Raw genomic sequence first — 16,763 nt, 5'->3', positions numbered from 1 at the left:
CGGAGCAAGGGCGTAGGTCAATCGGCTGGTTCTTCCACGAACTCTATCAGGTTACCCGCACAGTCGCGGATGAAGCAGCCCTTGCCGAATGCCTCGCGCACCACGAACGCCACGTCCGCGCCTTTTTCTTCCATCTCGGCAAGAAAGGCATCGAGATCAGCCACCCGAAAGGCGACGTGCTTGTTGCCATGGGTCCGCACATCACGCGGCGGATGGCGGCGGTCGTCGGGCAGAGGTGCTGCACCTTCCACCTCGAAGATCTCGAAGCGCAAGGGCCCCTTGCGCACCATGGCGGTGTGGCTGCGGGCGGCTTCGATGGTGAAGAGCTTCTCCACCTCGAAGCCCAGCACCCGCCCGTACCAGTCTATCGCCTCGTCAAGCGATGGAACCGAGACGCCGCCATGGTGGAAGGTGAACTCGGCCACGCCCTCAGCCCTTGTTCGCGGCTATCTCGGCAAATGTCTGCGCGCACCAGTCGGCGATGTAGTCGCGCATGCCGGTGCCGTTGTCGGCCCCGCAGTGCTCAACTTCGAAATCGGCCTTGGTGAAGATGCGCAAGGTGCGCTTCGGGCTGTTCACCGCCTGATCGTAAGACATCTGCGCGTTGAAGGCCGGGATCTGGCGGTCGTTTGCGCCATGGGTGATCAGGAACGGAACGCGGATCTTTTCGACCTGTCCGTCGAGCGTGATCTGGTCGGCATAATCGAGGAACGCCTGCTGGCTGTCGATCCCGAACACCCACATCACGTGGTCCCAATAGTGCGGAACCGGGTTCTCGCCCTCGTTGGCCACGCGCTCGCGCTGGCGCTGGCCCCATACATGGTTGGCCCCCATCACCGCACACAGCGCATAGCGCGGATCGTTGGCGGCAATGCGCGGGGCGTGATAGCCGCCGAATGAAAGGCCGAAGATGCCGATTTGCGAATGGATCACGTCGCTGCGCGTCAGCAGGTAGTCAAACGCCGGACTCCCCCAGCGCTCGGCATCGTAAACGGCTGGCAGATTGCGCTTGCGGATCGCCTCGCCGGTGCCGGGCTGGTCGAGGAACAGCGTGTTCATGCCCCTCTCGAGATTGACTGCCCCGTGCCCTGCCATGTCGACCTGCTCCTTCATCGAGTCGAGCCCGTTGACCGAGACCAGTGTGGGGCGCGGCGTGCCGCTGCCATCGTGGACGAAGATCGCCGGATAGCTCGATCCTTCGTAGGGAATCTCCACCTTGTCGACATGCAGGCCGCGCAGCGCGCAACCCTTGTGATAGAGTTCCAGCCCCTTGTCATAGGCCACCCAGCGCGGCGCATAGTCGCGGCTCTGCAGGCGCTCGGCACCGAGGTAATAGCCGGAGGCGCGCAGGTACTTCGCGCCTGCAGAAAGCAGGAAGCCCTCCTCCTCGTCGCGCTGCGCATTGCGCGCGACCTGATCGGCCACCGCGATCCAGCTATCGAACAACTGGGCCGAGCCCGCATCTGCCCCGGCCTTGGCAGCCTCGCGCACCGGGCGACACACCTCGTCCAGCTCGCCATGGTTTCCGCCGGCAATCAGCGCAAGATTGATGCCGAGGTTCCAGACGTAGTTTCCGGGAAATGGTTCGAACATGGTATCTCTCTTCAGGCAGGTATAAGTTCAACCGGCAATTCGCCGATCGCATGGAGGGTGTTGTTGAGACGGCGACGCAGCGGGCCTGCCGGGCGGATCTCGGAAACGTGCTTCAGCAGCGCCACGGCCACCGCTTCGGATTCCATCCGCGCCACCATCTGTCCAAGGCACTGATGGATGCCGAACCCGAAGCCGACATGCCCGCTCGCCTGCCGGGTGATCATGAACCGGTCCGGATCATCCCACTTGCGCGGGTCGCGGTTGGCCGCTGCCAGAAACAGCAGGACCTTTGCGCCCTCGGGGATGACATGCCCCGCAATTTCAACATCGCGCGAGGCCGTGCGGAAGAACGTCTGGACCGTTCCGCCCCAGCGCAGCGATTCCTCGACCGCTTTCTTCGCCAGACCCGGCTCCGCGCGCAGCCGCTGCCATTCCCCGGGATACGCGGCGAAAGCGTGGACCAGCGTGGCGATGCCATTGACTGTGGTATCGACCCCTGCCGTCAGGAACGAGCGGACGAGCCGCTCGGCTTCCTCATGCGTGCACTCGCCCCGATCGGCCGCCTCGAACACCTGCATGCCCCAGCCACCGTCTTGCAGCATGTCGCGCTTGCAGCTTTGCGCCACCCATTCGGTTGCCTCGCGTGCCGCTTCCATCGTCTCGGCCAGCAGCGCGTTGCGTGGTCCAAAGGCATTGAAGGCCACCGTGGCGTAGGGAATCAGGTTCTCGCGCCCGTCCTCGCGCAGGCCGATCAGGTCGGGGAACACCGCAAGCGGAAAGGCCTCGGCCAGCGCCGGGACCGCATCGAACGCGCCCTGCCCCACCAGCCGCTCGACCAGCGCATCGGCCTTTGCCTGCCACTGCGGCATCACGGCGCGCAGGCTGCCGAGCGATGCCACGCGGCTCATGAGCCCGCGCGTGCGATCGTGCGTGGGCGGATCGGTTTCCAGCAGCAGCGATGGCGGACGCCATGGCGTTTCCTTCAGGAAATCAGCGAGACCGACCCCGCGTCCGGAGACAAACGTTGCGAAGTCCTTGAGCGCGGCCTGAACTTCGGCATGGCGCGCCATGGCAAAGCAGCCGATCGCCGGCAGGAACACCACCGCCCCGGCATCGCGCAACCGGGGATGTGCAGCAAAGGGATCGGCAAGGAATGCCGGATCGAACGGGTCGATTTCGAGGTGTGGAACTTGTAAGGCCGCGCTGTTCGCCACGTGCTACTCCGCCGTCCAGCCGCCATCGACGACAAGGCTTGTCCCGGTCATCAATGCCGAAGCATCGGAGGCGAGGAACAGCACCGCGCCCATCAGGTCCTCGACTTTGCCGATGCGCCCGAGCTTGATCTTGGAGAGCACGCTCGCCTTGAACGCGGCGTCGGCGAACATCGGCTCGGTCAGCGGGGTTTCGATGAAAGTCGGCGCGATGGTGTTTGACCGGATGCCATGGCTGGCAAGATCCAGCGCAAATGCCTTGTTCATCCCCTCGAGCGCCCACTTGCTCGCGCAGTAGAGGCTGCGGTTGGGCCCGCCGACATGGCCCATCTGGCTGCCCATGTGGATCAGCGAGCCTTGCGTGCCCGTCTCGATCATCCGGCGCGCGCAGGTCTGCGCCACGAAGAATGCCGCTTTCACGTTCAGATCAAGCACCGCGTCATAGTCGGCCTCGGTCACGTCCCACATCGGCTTGGGCCGGTTGGTCCCGGCATTGTTGACCAGCACGTGGAACGGCTCACGTCCGGCAAAGAACGCCGCCACCGCAGCCGTGTCGGACACGTCGAGGGTCGCGGCCTCCGCGCCGTTGCCGATGGCGCGGGCGGCCTCCTCGATCTCGCCCGACGAGCGCGCCACGAGTGTGACCGCCGCCCCGGCTTCAGCCAGAGCGGCGGCCATCGCCAGCCCGATCCCCCTGCCCGCGCCTGTCACCAGAGCGCGGCGCCCATCGAGCCGGAAAGACGGCGTGCGCGGCAGCTTCATCACGCGCGCGTAAGTTCGCTGGGTTCGGCCTGCCCGGCATAAGGAACGTTGCGCCCGCCATAGCGGCGCACGCGGACGTTGGCCTGCTCGCCGTGCCCGGCAAAGCCCTCCAGCGCGCAGAGGCGGCTGCAGTACTCGCCGACCAGCGCCGAAGCCTCGTCGGTCACGACCTTCTGGTAGGTGCAGGTCTTGAGGAACTTGCCGACCCACAGCCCGCCAGTATAGCGCGCCGCCTTCTTCGTCGGCAGCGTGTGGTTGGTGCCGATCACCTTGTCACCATAAGACACGTTGGTGCGGGCGCCCAGGAACAGGGCGCCGTAGTTGGTCATGTTCTGCAGGAAGTAGTCGGGATCGGCGGTCATCACCTGCACGTGCTCGCTGGCGATCTCGTCGGCGATGCGCACCATCTCCTCGTAGCTTTCGGCCACGATCACTTCGCCATAGGTCTCCCACGCCTTGCGGGCATGGTCGGCGGTCGGCAGGACCTGCAGCAGGCGTTCGATCTCGGCCATCGTCTCGCGCGCCAGCTTCTCGGAATTGGTCAGCAGCACGCCGGGGCTGTCCGGTCCGTGCTCGACCTGTCCGAGGATGTCGGTGGCAGCCAGTTCCGGATCGCAGCCGATCTCGTCGGCGATGATCAGCGTCTCGGTCGGCCCGGCGAAAAGGTCGATCCCCACGCGGCCGAACAGCTGGCGCTTGGCCTCTGCCACAAAGGCATTGCCGGGGCCGACAAGGATGTCGACGGGATCGATGCTCTGCGTGCCGATGGCCATCGCGCCGATCGCCTGGATGCCGCCGAGCGCATAGATCGCGTCGGCCCCGGCCATGGCCTGTGCCGCAACAATGTGGCGCGCGATCTTGCCCTGAAACGGCGGCGCGCAGGTAATCACGCGCGGAACGCCCGCTACCTTGGCGGTGATCACGCTCATATGCGCCGAGGCGAGCAGCGGATACTTGCCGCCGGGCACATAGCAGCCCGCGTTCTGGATCGGCAGGTTCTTGTGACCCAGCACCACGCCCGGCATCGTCTCGACCTCGACATCGGTGATGCTGGCGCGCTGGATCTGCGCGAAGTTTTTAACCTGCGCCTGCGCGAATTCGATGTCCTTGCGCTCCTGCGGCGTCAGACTGTCGACCGCAGCATCGATCTCGGCCTGTGAAAGGCGGTAGTCATCGCGGTCCCAGCCGTCGAACTTCACGCTCATCTCGCGAATGGCGGCATCGCCGCGCCGCTCGATGTCGGCCAGCGCCGCTTCCACCGTATCGCGCACCTTGCGGTCGCCTTGCGCCTTCACGTCCGCAGCTGCGCCGCGCTTGAGCCAGATCGCCATGTTTCTCCCCGCAAGGTTGTTTGCAATGGAGCAGCCCATTGCAACACCCTCCCGGTTGCGACCATCGCATTGTATCGATGCAAGCCTATCGACCGAATGCCTTTGTCCTGTTCAAGCGCCCTGCCTAACGGCAGGATCAACAGCTGTCGGGGAGAGAACACACATGCGTCTGGCCACATTGCGTGATGGATCGAAAGACGGACGGCTCGTGGTCGTCTCGCCCGATGGCACGGCTTGCGCGCCTGCGCCGGTCGGCACCTTGCAGCAGGCACTCGAGGCGTGGACCGAGGTCGAACCCGCCCTGCGCGCGATCGATGACTTCCCCGAACCTCTCGATCCCGCGGGCATCATGGCTCCCCTGCCCCGCGCCTGGCAATGGCTCGATGGCTCGGCCTTCCAGAGCCATGGCGACCTCATGGACGCGGTGCTGGGCATCACCAAGCCCAAGACCGACCTGCCGCTGATGTATCAGGGCACGTCCGACAAATTCTACGGCCCGACCGACGCGGTGAAGTTCCCCGACGAAGCGCTCGGCATCGATTTCGAGGGCGAATTTGGCGTGATCGTCGATGCCGTCCCGATGGGCGCGACCGCCGCCGATGCAATGGGCCACATCCGCCTGATCGTCCAGATCAACGACTGGTCGCTACGCACTCTGGCAGGGCCCGAAATGAAGACCGGCTTCGGCTGGATTCAGGCCAAGCCCCCCTGCGGCATGGCGCCTTTCGCGGTGACGCCCGAGGAACTGGGCGACAACTGGCGCAACGGACGCGTCTGCCTCAATCTCAATGTCGACTGGAACGGCCAACGCTTCGGTGCCGCCAATGGCGAACCCATGGGCCATGGCTTCCACGAACTCGTCGCCCACGCCGCCCGCACCCGCGATCTCGTCGCAGGCACGGTGATCGGATCGGGCACGGTCTCCAATCCCAACTTCCGCGATATCGGCTCCTCGTGCATCGCAGAGCGGCGCGGGATCGAAGTGCTCGATCTGGGAGAGCCCAAGACCGAATTCATGAAGTTCGGCGACACGGTCCGCATGGAAGCGGTCGATGCCAGCGGACACGCCCCGTTCGGCGCGCTGGAGCAGAAGGTGATCCGTGGCTGAATCCCCGCCGTCCGGCCTGATCAAGCTGGTGATCCTTCCCCGCACCCGAGCCGGCCTCGGCCGCGACGGGCTGCGCCGCCATCTCGAGACGGTCCACGGCCCGTTGGTCGTTGCCGAGTCCGAAGTCTCGGGCAAGTTCGCCAGCTATGTCCATCACTACACCTGCGATTGCCCCGCCACGTCCACGCTGGAAGAGCGTGACGCCGTCACCGTGATCCGCTTCGCCGCGATTGCCGACATGGCTGCGTCCAAGGCAAGCGCCGCCTATCGGGACTTCATCGGCCCCGACGAGGACAACTTCCGCGAGCTTGCAGGATCGGTCGCCCTCTTGGCGGAGGAACGCGAAGTTGCGCCGGGCGCGGATGACGCCTCGGCCAAGCTGTTCGTGTTCCGCAATGCAGGTGATCTTGACCTCGCGGAGTGGGCCGGGGCGCTTGCCGAAATCGCCGCGCGGCCCGGCGTCTGCGGCGTGATCACCAACCGAACCCGCGTTGTGGAAGGCGATTTCCCCTTCAGCCAGTTCGACGAAATCGGTCTGGACGCCGACGCCGACGCAAGCGCTTGCGTCGAAGCCCTCGCTGCGCTCGCCGCCGCAACCATCGCCCCCTCCGAGACACGGCACCTGCTTGTCGAACCCGTCCGCTTCCTCTGACCACCGGAGTACAGCCAATGTCTGATCCCATCCTTTCGGATTCCGGCCTTCCCCCCGTCCAGCGCGTGGTCACCGGCCACGACGCGGATGGCCGCGCCATCTTCAAGTCCGAAGACGTCACCCCCACGAAGATGATCTCCTCGGGCGATGCCTCGTTCCTGCTGATCTGGACCACGGCCACGGTCCCGGCCGACAACAACGACGAGACCGACGGTCGCCACCGCGAGGCGGGCCTCACGCTCGAAGGCGGTTCGGTCATCCGCATCGTCGACATGCTGCCGGGCAAGGAAAGCCCGATGCACCGCACCAACTCGATCGACTACGGCATCGTGCTTGAAGGCGAGATCGAACTGGAACTCGATGACGGCGCCAAGCGCACGATCGGACAGGGCGGGATCATCATCCAGCGCGGCACCAACCACTTGTGGCGCAACACCAGCGACAAGGTCTGCCGCATCGCCTTCATCCTGATCGAGGCGCCCGCCTACATGCACAACGGACAGCCCCTGCCCGAGGACAAGCCGCACTGATGCCCGGAACGATGTTCGACCTGTCGGGCAAGCGCGCCATCGTCACCGGCTCCACCCGTGGCATCGGCCGCGCCGTTGCCGAAGCATTGATCGGGCAAGGTGCGCGCGTCGTCATCTCCAGCGAAGACGCCGCCGATACCGCGCGCGTCGCGGCGGAACTGGCCATGCCCGGCCTCGCCTGCGACGTGACTGACGACAACGCACAGAAATCCCTCGTCGATTTGGCGCTCGAAGCCTTCGGCGGCCTCGACATTCTGGTCTGCAATGCCGGCATCACCGGCAAGCCCGGCCCTTTCGCCGAAGTGGACATGGACGATTACGCTCGCGTCATGGCGATCAACCTGCGCAGCCAGGTCGTGCTGTGCAACCTCGCCCTGCCCCATATCGCGGCGTCTGGTGGCGGGGCGGCGGTGCTGATGGCGAGCCTTTCCTCGCTGCGCGGAAACGGCCGGATCAACGCCTACGCCCTGGCCAAAGCGGGTGTTGCCCAGCTCGCCCGCAATCTCGCGGTCGAATGGGGGCCGCAAGGCGTGCGCGTCAACGCGATCTCGCCCGGCTTCATTGCCACCGAACTCTCGCAGCCCCTGCTCGACGACCCGGCCTTCATGTCCCGCCGCATGGCGATGACCCCGCTGCGCCGGCCCGGCACTCCGGCCGAAGTCGCAGGCGCCGCTGTCTTCCTCGCGTCGCCTGCGGGGGCCTTTGTCACCGGTCATAATCTCGTCGTCGATGGCGGAACGCTGATTACCGACGGGTCCTAAAGTAAGTCCCGGACCGGAAACCTGCCAGTAATCAGTTTGCGCACCCGACCTATAGACCTGAAATAACGAGGGATTTCTTCCTTTTAAGGTATTGTTGCAGCGGCAACCTTGAAAGCAGCGGCGGATATTCTCCTGCGGAAGGCCCACAATTCGCATTGGCCGATCCACAGCCTGTTGGATTGGCACGCCGTATTACTGGATTAAACTAATCAGCTATATCGACGCTATCCTCGATAGGCCAAACTTCAACCTTTGATAGGGGTTGAAAATATGGATCGTTCTAGGATTGCCGCTATTCTCGCTTCGGTCGGACTGACCATGAGCGGGCCCATGACTGCCGATGCAATGGCAATGGCCCGTGCGGTCTCGTCGGGGGATTCGAGTGCGCTGAAGTCGTTCGCGCGTGAGTACCCGCAGAGCCCATATGCCCGCGCTGCTGCCCAACTGGGCAACCAGAACGGCAAGGGTGCCAATGGCAATAATGGCAACGGCGTCGGGGGTTACGGACCGGGCAACATGGGCAACAGCAAGCCCGTAGGCAACGCTAAGGGCAGCAAATACGGCGGATGATGTCATCCGCTGCAGGGGCTTTGCATCGGGTGCCTGCCCGAACCCTGCATGCTGAAACGGCGAAGGGGAGGAGCGATCGGAGGCCGGGGCAAAGTGTAGGCCTTGCACTGATCTTCACTGCGCTTCTCCTTCCTGCACCTGCGTGCCACGCGCAAGCTGCACCTGGTGCGGCTGCACCCCGTCCGGTCGTCGCCAAGCAAGCGAAGACCAACCCTGCTTCGCGCCGGAAGGCAGCCTTCCGCAAGGGCATCGATCTCGGTCTTGCGGTTTCGGGCGACGTGCTTGGAGTGCTTCCCCCGGGCAATTCGCAGACCGCAGTCGACGGCGTGGACGTTCAGGCCTTTGGCTCGGCAGACCTTGTCTATCTCCATGATCGCCGCACGCGCGTCGGTCTATCGATGCGGGCCTCCAGCGGCCTCGACAGCGAGGATGTCCAGTTGAGGACGCAGCTCTTCGGCTATGTCAGACATGCCAGAACGACGTTCGCGCTGGGCTACCAGCCGAGCGCCTCTGACAGACTTTCCTTGCGGGCCCCATTCGTCGGCTTTGGTGTGCTGCAGCAGGGCAACGGCCCTGCCCAGGTCCCGGCGACGCTGACGCCCTATGACATTCGCAGAGCCTTCAGGATGTCGATGATCAGTTCACCCGCCAAAGGCTTGCAGATCGGTGTATCGTGGGCGCCGAAGGCTTTTGCAGACGGCGTGAACGCCCCTCGCCACGCCAATGTCGTCGCGCTGGGCGCAAGGATGCAGTTCGGCAAGGGCGGGAAAACGCTCGAGCTCAGCGCGTCGGGCGTGCGTTCGCAGCTTGACGGTCCCGTACATGTGCAAAGGATCAACTCCTGGGGTCTGGGCGGCCGATTGCGCTTGGGTGAAGTGGCTGCAAGCGGTGCTTACATCCGCAGAGGTGGCGGTAACTCCTCCATCGCCCGCCTTGGCCAGTGGGAGGCCAATGGCGGCGTTGTCTGGAGAAAAGGAAGGGCCGAAGTCGGTCTGGTAGGTGCGCTTCAACGAAGCCGCCTTGAACGGGCAAGCACGATCGGCACCGGAGCGGAATACGAACTGACCAACCACCTCAGCCTGGTTGGCGATCTTTCGCTATCCCGACGGGAGCAGACTGTCGGCAACATGGTCGAACGACAGACCACGACGGTTCGCCTGGGTCTGCGGGCCGGCTTTTCCCGCCAGGGCCTCCACCTAGCGACCTTCTGACAGGTATCAGCAAGACGGAACACCAAGACATGATCAACGAACCCGCTTGCGCGGTCATCATTCCGCACCACAACATGAGCGCGCTGATCGGACCGGCAATCCAGTCTGTTCTTGCCCAGACGCACGATTCCGTCGAACTGTTGATCGTCGATGACAAGTCTGACGAACTGGAATGGGCAAGACTGCGTGCGATCGTTTCGGATTTTGCCAGCCCCAAGGTGCGCCTGGTCCGGCATGAGGCCAATCTCGGCCAGATCAGCGCGATGTTCACGGGCCTTCGCGAGACCTCGGGAGAGTTCGTTGCATTCCTCGATCCGGACGACGTCTACGAGCCCGAATTTCTCGAGACACTCCTGCGCGCACACCTCAACCCTGTGCGGATTGCGGCGGTGGCTTCGTGCGAGATGGGCCGATTTCGCGTCGGCGGCGGCATGCTCAGCCGCAACACCACAGGTTTCCGTTCGCGCTCCATGCGCGAGCAGAAGATGACGAGCTATGCGGATCAGTTGGCGAAGTTCGGTTACTCGAAGCATTACAACCCGTGGGAGACGGGCTGGCTCTGGACGAACACATCGGGAATGCTGTTCCGGCGCGATGCGCTCAGGATGATTGAACCGACCGACCAGGTCCTGGCATACAAGCACTACGGCGATGCCTATTGCGCAACCGGAGCGCACATGATCGGCGGCAGCTTCTTCGTCGATCAGGTGCTCAGCTGGCGCGGCGTGCGCGAAGACAACACCGCTCACCCCGACCTCCTGCTCTCGCCGCACCAGATGTCGTTGAAGCCGGAGTTCAAGAGCAAGATCGACGAAATCAAGCAGGTCGCGGTCGATGCGATGTTCGCCAACGGAATCGACCGCTACCTCACCGTCGCCAATCTCGGCGAGATCGTAACGACGCAGTTTGCGCCTGCAGCTCTGGCGGAATGGATGCAAACGCAGCCTCGGATTGCAGACCTGCTGCGCCGCTACGCTGCAAACCTCGACTGGGATCAATGAGTTCCGTTCGCAGGATCGCCATCGTCAGCAATCACTCGCTCAATCAGGGCGGCGGTCGCGAGAACAGCATTGTCCAGCTGGCGCAGGCGTTTGCCGCACAGGGGCTGGAGCCGACGGTTGTTGCCAAGCCCAACCTTGGGCGCCAGCCGCTGCAACTCGATTCAACGATCCCGGTTCACCAGACCGAGCAGGTAAATGGCCTGACTGCTCGCATGCTGCGCGAGGAACGCGTGGACGTGGCGATCTACAATTCCTCAAGGCTCGCAGAAGTCGCCCTGCCCTCGCTCCGCCTGCGCCGCCGGCAGGTCCTGTTCATTCGCGAGGTCGAGGAGGCCAATCACTGGACGTCGGACTCGATTCCTTCCGGCATCGGCTTGATTGCCAATTCACATTTTGTGGCAGACCGGGTGCTTGAGCGCATCGGTCGTCGCCCGACCGTGGTGCACCCGCTTGTCGACGTGGCCCGATACAGAGCTGCACGGGAACGATCGGGCGAGCGCCGCTACGTCACCATGATCAATCCGATCAGGATCAAGGGCCTGCACCTTGCGTGCGAGGTTGCCGCAAAATTGCCGCACGTGCCGTTCCTGTTCGTCGAAGGCTGGGCCGTGTCCCCTTCGCAAATCGCGAGCCGGGACCAGTTGCTGGCTGAACTGCCGAACGTGACGCTCGCGCCCTGGCGGGCAGATCCCGAGTTCTACTATGCGCAGACGCGGCTCCTGCTGGCCCCGTCCTTGTGGGAAGAGGGCTTTGGCCGGGTCGTGGTGGAAGCCAATGCCGCCGGGATTCCCGTTATCGCCCGGCAAACAGGCGGCATCCCCGAGGCACTGGGAAGTGGCGGCGTGTTGATGGCAGCTGACGCAACGGCTGATGACTGGGCTGCCGAAGTGGCACAGGCTTGGGAGCAGGAGCAGCACTGGCAAGGGCTGCAGCGCGCTGCACTCGCCAATGCGGACCGGTTCGAAGACTACAACACCACTGTGATCGACCGGATCGTCAAGGCTGCGGAAGAGACGCGGGCCGGACCGGCGGGTTCGGTGCCCGCGCCTTGGCCTGCGATGCCCAAGGTAAGCGTCGTGCTGACGCACCACAACCGGTCGGAGTTTGTCCACCAGGCCATCGCCAGCGTGGTTGCGCAGACATACCCCCACGTTGAGTGCATCGTAGTCGACGACTTTTCGGACGAGGAACACTGGCAGGCCCTGCAGCGTACTGTCGCCGCCTTGGGGTCGTCCCGTGTGACCTTGCTGCGAACCCCTGATAACCAGGGGCAGATTGCCGCTTTCTACCATGGCGTCGCGCATGCTGCGGGCGATTTCGTGGCCCCGCTGGACCCTGACGACGTCTACGAGCCGGAATTCCTCTCGCGCATGGTCGACCTGCATCTGACGGCCGATCCGCCGGTCGGGATAGTCGGGTGCGACATGAGCCTCATCAACAAGGCAGGACGGACGCTCGCGTCCTTCCTTCAACGTAACCAGCGCGATCGGCGCACGAAAGGCGGGCCGCGCGTTGCACGGCTTTCGCCAAAGACTACAGGATGGCTCTGGTGCACGACCTCGAGCCTGCTTCTGCGCTCCGAATGGGTGCGCCACGCGATGCCAGCCGCTCTTCCGGAAACGAAGGTTGATCTGGACTGCTATCTTGCACAGGCCCTTCATCTTCTGGGTGGCACAATCTTCGCCGGCGAAGTGCTCGCGCACAGGCGGCTGCATGGGGAAAACGTGTCACTATCGGACCGTATCTTCGCCGACGCGCAGGAGCGCAATCGACCGGATTTCAAGACAGATCTGGCCTCGCTGCTCGAGCTGGGTGTCGAGACGCTGCTCGCATCGCCGCTTTCAGACAGGCTCGATCGCGATACCCTGGTCGCGCACATTCCTCCCGTGCGTCTCTGGGACATCGACAGCAGGTTCCGCGCCGCGCCCTGGGCCGCCAGCGTTTGACCTGAAGCTCAGGGATTGCTCGACCACGCCTCGACCTTGCCGACGATCCCTTCGGCGGAGGGACGAAGCCTGCGGGCGATCTTCATGACCGCAATGGCCGTGCTCCGATCGAGCGGAACACCGGCCTCGTAAGTCAAGGCGGCATCCCGCAACTTGAATACCTCATCATCAGAGATCGCGCGCTTCGAAAGGCGCAGCGCCAATGCAGTGAAGTGGCTGACAAGTTCGGCCAGCAGCTCTTCAACCTGACCAAGCTCCAGAAAGACCTGAGAGTCACCAGTATTGCACTGATCTGCGATCGCGAATCCGGACTGGTGGTGCGGCAAGAATTCCTGGAACAGGCGTTCATTGTCGGCGGCGAAGAGGTGCATGAGTGCCTCACCGTGAGCGTCGCGCGGCGAAGGGAGGTCCTTCATGCGCTCACAATTCCCGATCACGCGCGCAAGGTTGGCGTGAAGAGGGGCATGCTTCCTGCGGTCGACCACTTCGTTCACCGCGCGCATCGCACGGGCCTGGAGTGTCGAAAGCCTGACGTTTGCGTCGGCCTGATCGTATCGCAATCGCGACGCGACTTCGGACCCCAGCATTGTCTGCGCAAAATCGTGCCGGATATCCCCGTCGATCATCACCTCGCGACCGTACTGCCGAGCGAAGATGCGGCGACGGCCGAACACCTGCGCCCAACGCGAGATCATCAGGTAGTAGTTGTAGTAGCTATCGTCCTCCGGAATGTCGCGATGGTAGCTTTCGATCGATTCCGTGTAGAAGTTCCGGACGACGGTGCTGTAATGTGAGCGGCGAAGTTCGTCTTGCGGGCGGAAGTAGCAGCAGACCGCAACGTCATCGCAATGGCGCGCCAGCAGTTGCATCAGATCATCGACCTGGGAGATATCGACAAGCCGCGAGCTCAGCTGTTCGCACGAGATCACGATAGTGGAAGCAATGGCGCGCAGAGCCGAGATTTCGCGTTCGAAATCGGCGTGGAAATCCCCGAAATGGGCAGCGCGTTCCTCAGGCGTGGTTATGTTGCGGGCCACGAAATAGTCATCTTCAAAGCCCGGCGTGAAGTAGGCGGCAAGTCGCCGGTTGTTCGGTGCGCCGAGACAATCGAGCAGCCCGATGCCACTTTCCAGAAGAGCCGGCCGGTTCTCGTAAAGCCATTTCTGCAGGGTTGTCGTTCCAGTTTTCTCCGTGCCGATGTGGAGGATGCACTTCATTCCCGACTTCTCTCGATTGCCATCCGGTTTGCGTGCCGAACTATAGGGTCCAAACTCAATCAGGGTTGAGTTTGGACCCTAGCTGCTTGCCATTTCTGGCGCTGTAGTCCCGTGGCGCTATCTTCCGATAAGAGTCGGCGATTGCCTTTGGATGGCATACGTGTGCAGATGAACCGCGCAGTTCCATCCTTGGGCAACGCCGTCAGCCTATCTGCTCGGCAAATGAGATCGTCCAGCCGCTGCATACCAAACAACTGGAGCCCGGCACGGCATGCCATCCATGAGCGAAATCGAAGACAAGGCAACTGCAGCGGAGACTGCAGAGGAGCGGGGCTACTGGGACGAAGCCGCAAGCATTTGGCAATCCCTGTACGAGCTTGATGTTGCGCCACCTGTCTGGCGTCGCGCGTTGCGCCGCGCGGCCAGCGCATACTCGCGCGCCGGACAGGCAGAGAGGGCATTGTCTGCCGCGCGCATGTTGCTCGCGAAGTATCCGGACGATGCGCTTGGCCGTGTCGCGATCGCGCAGATTGAAGACAGAGCGGCAATGAAGGAAGGGCGGTACTGGCAACGCCGGGACCACTACGTCTACTACCACGTCAGTCGCGTGCTGGCCTCGCGCATCGGTGCAAATGCGCGTTCGGTGCTTGATGTGGGATCGTTCGGGACGCCTGTGCTGGAGTGGTTTCCGGAGGCGGACTTGCGTCAGTCGGTGGACCTCGTGAAGCCCTATGCTGCGCCCGGCATCGACAGCGTCACCGCAGACTTTCTGGACTGGACGCCCAGCCGCAAGTTTGACTTCGGACTATGCCTGCAGGTGCTCGAACACGTTCCAGACGCGGACGCGTTCGCACGCAAGCTGCTTGCGACATGCGATGTCCTGCTGGTCACGGTACCCTACAAATGGCCCGAGACAGTGACAGCCTATCACGTCCACGATCCCGTTGACGAGGCCAAGATGCAGCGCTGGTTCGGCCGAAATCCAAATTACAGCTACATCGCAAGAGAGACATCCGGACAAGAGCGACTGGTCTGCGTCTACGATTCAAGGAGTGATGCGGTCTGGCGCGATGTCGAGGCCTATCGCTTCAGGTATCGCTGGCGGCTCCCTGAGTGACCTCACTTAAAAAAGCGGAAGGTTCTTTACAAGACAACCTGGCTTCGGACGCAGCCAAGCTTCTGCAGTGAATGGGGCTGAGTACACGTCGGCCGACTGATCGAGAAACTCCCCAGGAGGCGATTTCAGCCAGGCCTAGCAACCGAGCCTTGACAGCCACCACCTCAAGCCAGCGCTCAGTCAAACTCTCCAAACCGTGCTGCCGCATCAGGTTGGATATGGTGGCGGAGCGGGAGGGATTCGAACCCTCGATACGCTTTTGACGTATACTCACTTTCCAGGCGAGCGCCTTCGACCACTCGGCCACCGCTCCGCATTGCTCTGGAAGTGCGCCCCTAGCGGCACATGATCGCTTTCGCAAGGCGTCGGTTCCTGCAATGATCAAGTAATGTCGATCCTCGCCTTTCTTGCCGCTGTCGCGGCCTCGCCTGCCCCCGCAACGCCGGTGCTCTCGCCTGGCGAAATCGTGGCTGCATCGCCAGCGACCGACTGGTCGCCGATTTCTCCGGACGACCTTCTGGTCATGGACCTCGCCCCCGAAGCTTCGGGCAAGCCACGCCGCGTCGTGATCCAGTTGCTGCCCGATCCGTTCTCGCAAGGCTGGGTCGGCAATGTCCGCACGCTGGCCGCCACGCACTGGTGGGACGGGCTCTCGGTCTATCGCGTGCAGGACAACTGGGTGGCGCAGTGGGGCGATGGCGAAGGCGAGGACAAGGTGAAGGCCAAGCCGCTGCCAGCAGGCCTCGCCCGCGTGCCGCAGGAGCGCTACGTGCTGCGCTCCGAAGGCCCCGAGCGCAGCGCCACGCACGAGGAACTCGACACCTGGCTTGCCACGATCGAAGGCACCCACGGCGCGTGGCACGCGCTGACCGGCAAGGGCGCCGCGATCAAGGATACCGACCCTTACGCCGACGAGACCTTCTTCTATCGCGGCTGGCCGCTTGCCGCCTCGCGCAAGGGGCCGAGCGCCTGGCCGGTGCACTGCTATGCCAGCATCGGCGTCGCCCGCGACGGCCCGCCCGATACCGGAACCGGCGCCGAACTTTACGCCGTGATCGGCCATGCGCCGCGCCAGCTTGACCGCAACCTTGCGGTGATCGGTCGCGTGATCGAGGGCATCCAGTACCTCTCCACCCTGCCGCGCGGGGCTGCGCCGATGGGCGTCTATGCCGATCCGGCAGAGCGCACGCCGATCATTTCGCTCCACCCCGCCGCAGAAGTGCCCGACCTCCCACCTTACGAATACCTCTCCACCGAAAGCCCCTCGTTCCGCCGCTATGCTGATGCCAGCGCCAACCACCGTGAGCCGTTCTATGTCCAGCCCGCCGGCGGCATCGACATCTGCAATCTCAAAGTCCCGGTGCGCCACCGCAAATGAGCGACGCGACCTATGACGTGACGACAACGCTGTGGCGCTGGTCCGGCGGGGTCAATGGCGGCGACTGGTTCTTCGTCACGCTGGATGGCGCGGTGGGTGAAGCGCTCTCTGCCACGGCACTGATGCACCGCCTCGAAACGGGCCGCCGCTCCGGCTGGGGCTCGGTCAAGGTCGGGGTGCAAGTCGGCGATACCGAATGGCGCACCTCGGCATTCCCCAGCAAGGAGCACGGCTGGATGGTCCCGATCAAGGCCGCCGTGCGCCAGGCCGAAGGGTTGATCGAGGGTGAAGCCTTCGATCTGACGCTCACATTCTGAAGGGTATCCCAGTTGCAGATTCGTCAACGTTGGAAACCCTCCCCGCTGCGACTAATTT

17 protein-coding genes and 1 tRNA gene are annotated in these 16,763 nt (G+C 63.6%); 11 read left to right on the top strand and 7 right to left on the bottom strand.

What is annotated here, in order from left to right; translation table 11 throughout:
* Positions 1 to 17: 17 nt before the first annotated feature.
* From ACZ1JW_RS12685 to hisD, 5 genes are read right to left on the bottom strand one after another with little or no spacing between them, the layout of a single operon-like run.
* A complete protein-coding gene (locus ACZ1JW_RS12685; RefSeq protein ID WP_465123181.1) occupies positions 18 to 425 on the bottom strand; it encodes a VOC family protein in 408 nt (135 codons plus the stop codon).
* A gap of 4 nt (positions 426 to 429) precedes the next feature.
* A complete protein-coding gene (locus ACZ1JW_RS12680; RefSeq protein ID WP_465140787.1) occupies positions 430 to 1,593 on the bottom strand; it encodes an alpha/beta hydrolase in 1,164 nt (387 codons plus the stop codon).
* A gap of 11 nt (positions 1,594 to 1,604) precedes the next feature.
* Positions 1,605 to 2,807 (bottom strand): cytochrome P450, encoded by a 1,203-nt coding sequence (locus ACZ1JW_RS12675; protein WP_465140786.1) that lies wholly within the window; start codon positions 2,805 to 2,807, stop codon positions 1,605 to 1,607.
* A gap of 3 nt (positions 2,808 to 2,810) precedes the next feature.
* Positions 2,811 to 3,566 (bottom strand): SDR family NAD(P)-dependent oxidoreductase, encoded by a 756-nt coding sequence (locus ACZ1JW_RS12670; RefSeq protein WP_465142773.1) that lies wholly within the window; start codon positions 3,564 to 3,566, stop codon positions 2,811 to 2,813.
* Positions 3,566 to 4,897, bottom strand: coding sequence for a histidinol dehydrogenase (hisD, locus tag ACZ1JW_RS12665; RefSeq protein WP_465140785.1), 1,332 nt, complete (start codon positions 4,895 to 4,897; stop codon positions 3,566 to 3,568). Before hisD ends, ACZ1JW_RS12670 begins: the two co-directional genes overlap by 1 nt.
* A 163-nt stretch (positions 4,898 to 5,060) precedes the next feature.
* Here hisD and ACZ1JW_RS12660 point away from each other — a divergent pair, with 163 nt between their 5' ends.
* From ACZ1JW_RS12660 to ACZ1JW_RS12625, 8 genes are all read left to right on the top strand, one after another.
* The gene (locus ACZ1JW_RS12660; protein WP_465140784.1) at positions 5,061 to 6,005 is read left to right on the top strand and encodes a fumarylacetoacetate hydrolase family protein; all 945 of its coding nucleotides are present in this window, start codon (positions 5,061 to 5,063) and stop codon (positions 6,003 to 6,005) included.
* On the top strand, positions 5,998 to 6,657 hold the full coding sequence (locus ACZ1JW_RS12655) for an EthD domain-containing protein (protein WP_465140783.1): 660 nt from the start codon (positions 5,998 to 6,000) through the stop codon (positions 6,655 to 6,657). Before ACZ1JW_RS12660 ends, ACZ1JW_RS12655 begins: the two co-directional genes overlap by 8 nt.
* A gap of 17 nt (positions 6,658 to 6,674) precedes the next feature.
* Positions 6,675 to 7,187 carry a cupin domain-containing protein gene (locus ACZ1JW_RS12650; protein ID WP_465140782.1) on the top strand — a complete coding sequence of 171 codons (513 nt, stop codon included), beginning with the start codon at positions 6,675 to 6,677 and terminating at the stop codon, positions 7,185 to 7,187.
* Complete coding sequence (locus tag ACZ1JW_RS12645; RefSeq protein ID WP_465140781.1) at positions 7,187 to 7,948, top strand: SDR family NAD(P)-dependent oxidoreductase; 762 nt, start codon at positions 7,187 to 7,189, stop codon at positions 7,946 to 7,948. The genes ACZ1JW_RS12650 and ACZ1JW_RS12645 overlap by 1 nt, the downstream gene beginning before the upstream one ends.
* A gap of 318 nt (positions 7,949 to 8,266) precedes the next feature.
* Positions 8,267 to 8,518, top strand: a complete 252-nt coding sequence (locus ACZ1JW_RS12640) for a hypothetical protein (RefSeq protein WP_465140780.1) — start codon at positions 8,267 to 8,269, stop codon at positions 8,516 to 8,518.
* A gap of 278 nt (positions 8,519 to 8,796) precedes the next feature.
* Positions 8,797 to 9,729 carry a porin gene (locus tag ACZ1JW_RS12635; protein ID WP_465140779.1) on the top strand — a complete coding sequence of 311 codons (933 nt, stop codon included), beginning with the start codon at positions 8,797 to 8,799 and terminating at the stop codon, positions 9,727 to 9,729.
* A 29-nt stretch (positions 9,730 to 9,758) separates the two neighbouring features.
* On the top strand, positions 9,759 to 10,730 hold the full coding sequence (locus ACZ1JW_RS12630) for a glycosyltransferase family 2 protein (RefSeq protein ID WP_465140778.1): 972 nt from the start codon (positions 9,759 to 9,761) through the stop codon (positions 10,728 to 10,730).
* Positions 10,727 to 12,676 (top strand): glycosyltransferase, encoded by a 1,950-nt coding sequence (locus ACZ1JW_RS12625; protein ID WP_465140777.1) that lies wholly within the window; start codon positions 10,727 to 10,729, stop codon positions 12,674 to 12,676. The genes ACZ1JW_RS12630 and ACZ1JW_RS12625 overlap by 4 nt, the downstream gene beginning before the upstream one ends.
* Positions 12,677 to 12,684: 8 nt before the next feature.
* Here the strand turns inward: ACZ1JW_RS12625 and ACZ1JW_RS12620 are convergent, their stop codons facing one another.
* A complete protein-coding gene (locus ACZ1JW_RS12620) occupies positions 12,685 to 13,893 on the bottom strand; it encodes a hypothetical protein (protein ID WP_465140776.1) in 1,209 nt (402 codons plus the stop codon).
* A 280-nt stretch (positions 13,894 to 14,173) separates the two neighbouring features.
* On the opposite strand from ACZ1JW_RS12620, the gene ACZ1JW_RS12615 reads away from it, so the two are divergent.
* Positions 14,174 to 15,010: a class I SAM-dependent methyltransferase gene (locus ACZ1JW_RS12615; protein ID WP_465140775.1), complete on the top strand. Its 837-nt coding sequence runs from the start codon at positions 14,174 to 14,176 to the stop codon at positions 15,008 to 15,010.
* A 222-nt stretch (positions 15,011 to 15,232) separates the two neighbouring features.
* Here the strand turns inward: ACZ1JW_RS12615 and ACZ1JW_RS12610 are convergent.
* A tRNA-Ser gene (locus tag ACZ1JW_RS12610) sits at positions 15,233 to 15,323 on the bottom strand.
* A 75-nt stretch (positions 15,324 to 15,398) separates the two neighbouring features.
* Between ACZ1JW_RS12610 and ACZ1JW_RS12605 the strand changes: the two genes are divergently transcribed.
* Positions 15,399 to 16,388, top strand: coding sequence for a peptidylprolyl isomerase (locus tag ACZ1JW_RS12605; protein WP_465140774.1), 990 nt, complete (start codon positions 15,399 to 15,401; stop codon positions 16,386 to 16,388).
* Positions 16,385 to 16,705, top strand: a complete 321-nt coding sequence (locus ACZ1JW_RS12600) for a DUF1905 domain-containing protein (protein ID WP_465140773.1) — start codon at positions 16,385 to 16,387, stop codon at positions 16,703 to 16,705. The genes ACZ1JW_RS12605 and ACZ1JW_RS12600 overlap by 4 nt, the downstream gene beginning before the upstream one ends.
* Positions 16,706 to 16,763: the final 58 nt, after the last annotated feature.

The sequence above is a fragment of the Novosphingobium sp. BL-A-28-Hi1-0D genome (assembly GCF_055521755.1).
This window is presented reverse-complemented; position numbering and strand designations above follow the sequence as displayed.

What these genes read in the sequence shown, in the direction of transcription:
- ACZ1JW_RS12680 (WP_465140787.1), bottom strand. Translation starts at nt 1,593, where the DNA reads ATGTTCGAACCATTTCCCGGAAACTACGTCTGGAACCTCGGCATCAAT.
- ACZ1JW_RS12670 (WP_465142773.1), bottom strand. Translation starts at nt 3,566, where the DNA reads ATGAAGCTGCCGCGCACGCCGTCTTTCCGGCTCGATGGGCGCCGCGCT.
- hisD (WP_465140785.1), bottom strand. Translation starts at nt 4,897, where the DNA reads ATGGCGATCTGGCTCAAGCGCGGCGCAGCTGCGGACGTGAAGGCGCAA.
- ACZ1JW_RS12660 (WP_465140784.1), top strand. Translation starts at nt 5,061, where the DNA reads ATGCGTCTGGCCACATTGCGTGATGGATCGAAAGACGGACGGCTCGTG.
- ACZ1JW_RS12650 (WP_465140782.1), top strand. Translation starts at nt 6,675, where the DNA reads ATGTCTGATCCCATCCTTTCGGATTCCGGCCTTCCCCCCGTCCAGCGC.
- ACZ1JW_RS12645 (WP_465140781.1), top strand. Translation starts at nt 7,187, where the DNA reads ATGCCCGGAACGATGTTCGACCTGTCGGGCAAGCGCGCCATCGTCACC.
- ACZ1JW_RS12640 (WP_465140780.1), top strand. Translation starts at nt 8,267, where the DNA reads ATGAGCGGGCCCATGACTGCCGATGCAATGGCAATGGCCCGTGCGGTC.
- ACZ1JW_RS12630 (WP_465140778.1), top strand. Translation starts at nt 9,759, where the DNA reads ATGATCAACGAACCCGCTTGCGCGGTCATCATTCCGCACCACAACATG.
- ACZ1JW_RS12625 (WP_465140777.1), top strand. Translation starts at nt 10,727, where the DNA reads ATGAGTTCCGTTCGCAGGATCGCCATCGTCAGCAATCACTCGCTCAAT.
- ACZ1JW_RS12620 (WP_465140776.1), bottom strand. Translation starts at nt 13,893, where the DNA reads ATGAAGTGCATCCTCCACATCGGCACGGAGAAAACTGGAACGACAACC.
- ACZ1JW_RS12615 (WP_465140775.1), top strand. Translation starts at nt 14,174, where the DNA reads ATGAGCGAAATCGAAGACAAGGCAACTGCAGCGGAGACTGCAGAGGAG.
- ACZ1JW_RS12605 (WP_465140774.1), top strand. Translation starts at nt 15,399, where the DNA reads ATGTCGATCCTCGCCTTTCTTGCCGCTGTCGCGGCCTCGCCTGCCCCC.
- ACZ1JW_RS12600 (WP_465140773.1), top strand. Translation starts at nt 16,385, where the DNA reads ATGAGCGACGCGACCTATGACGTGACGACAACGCTGTGGCGCTGGTCC.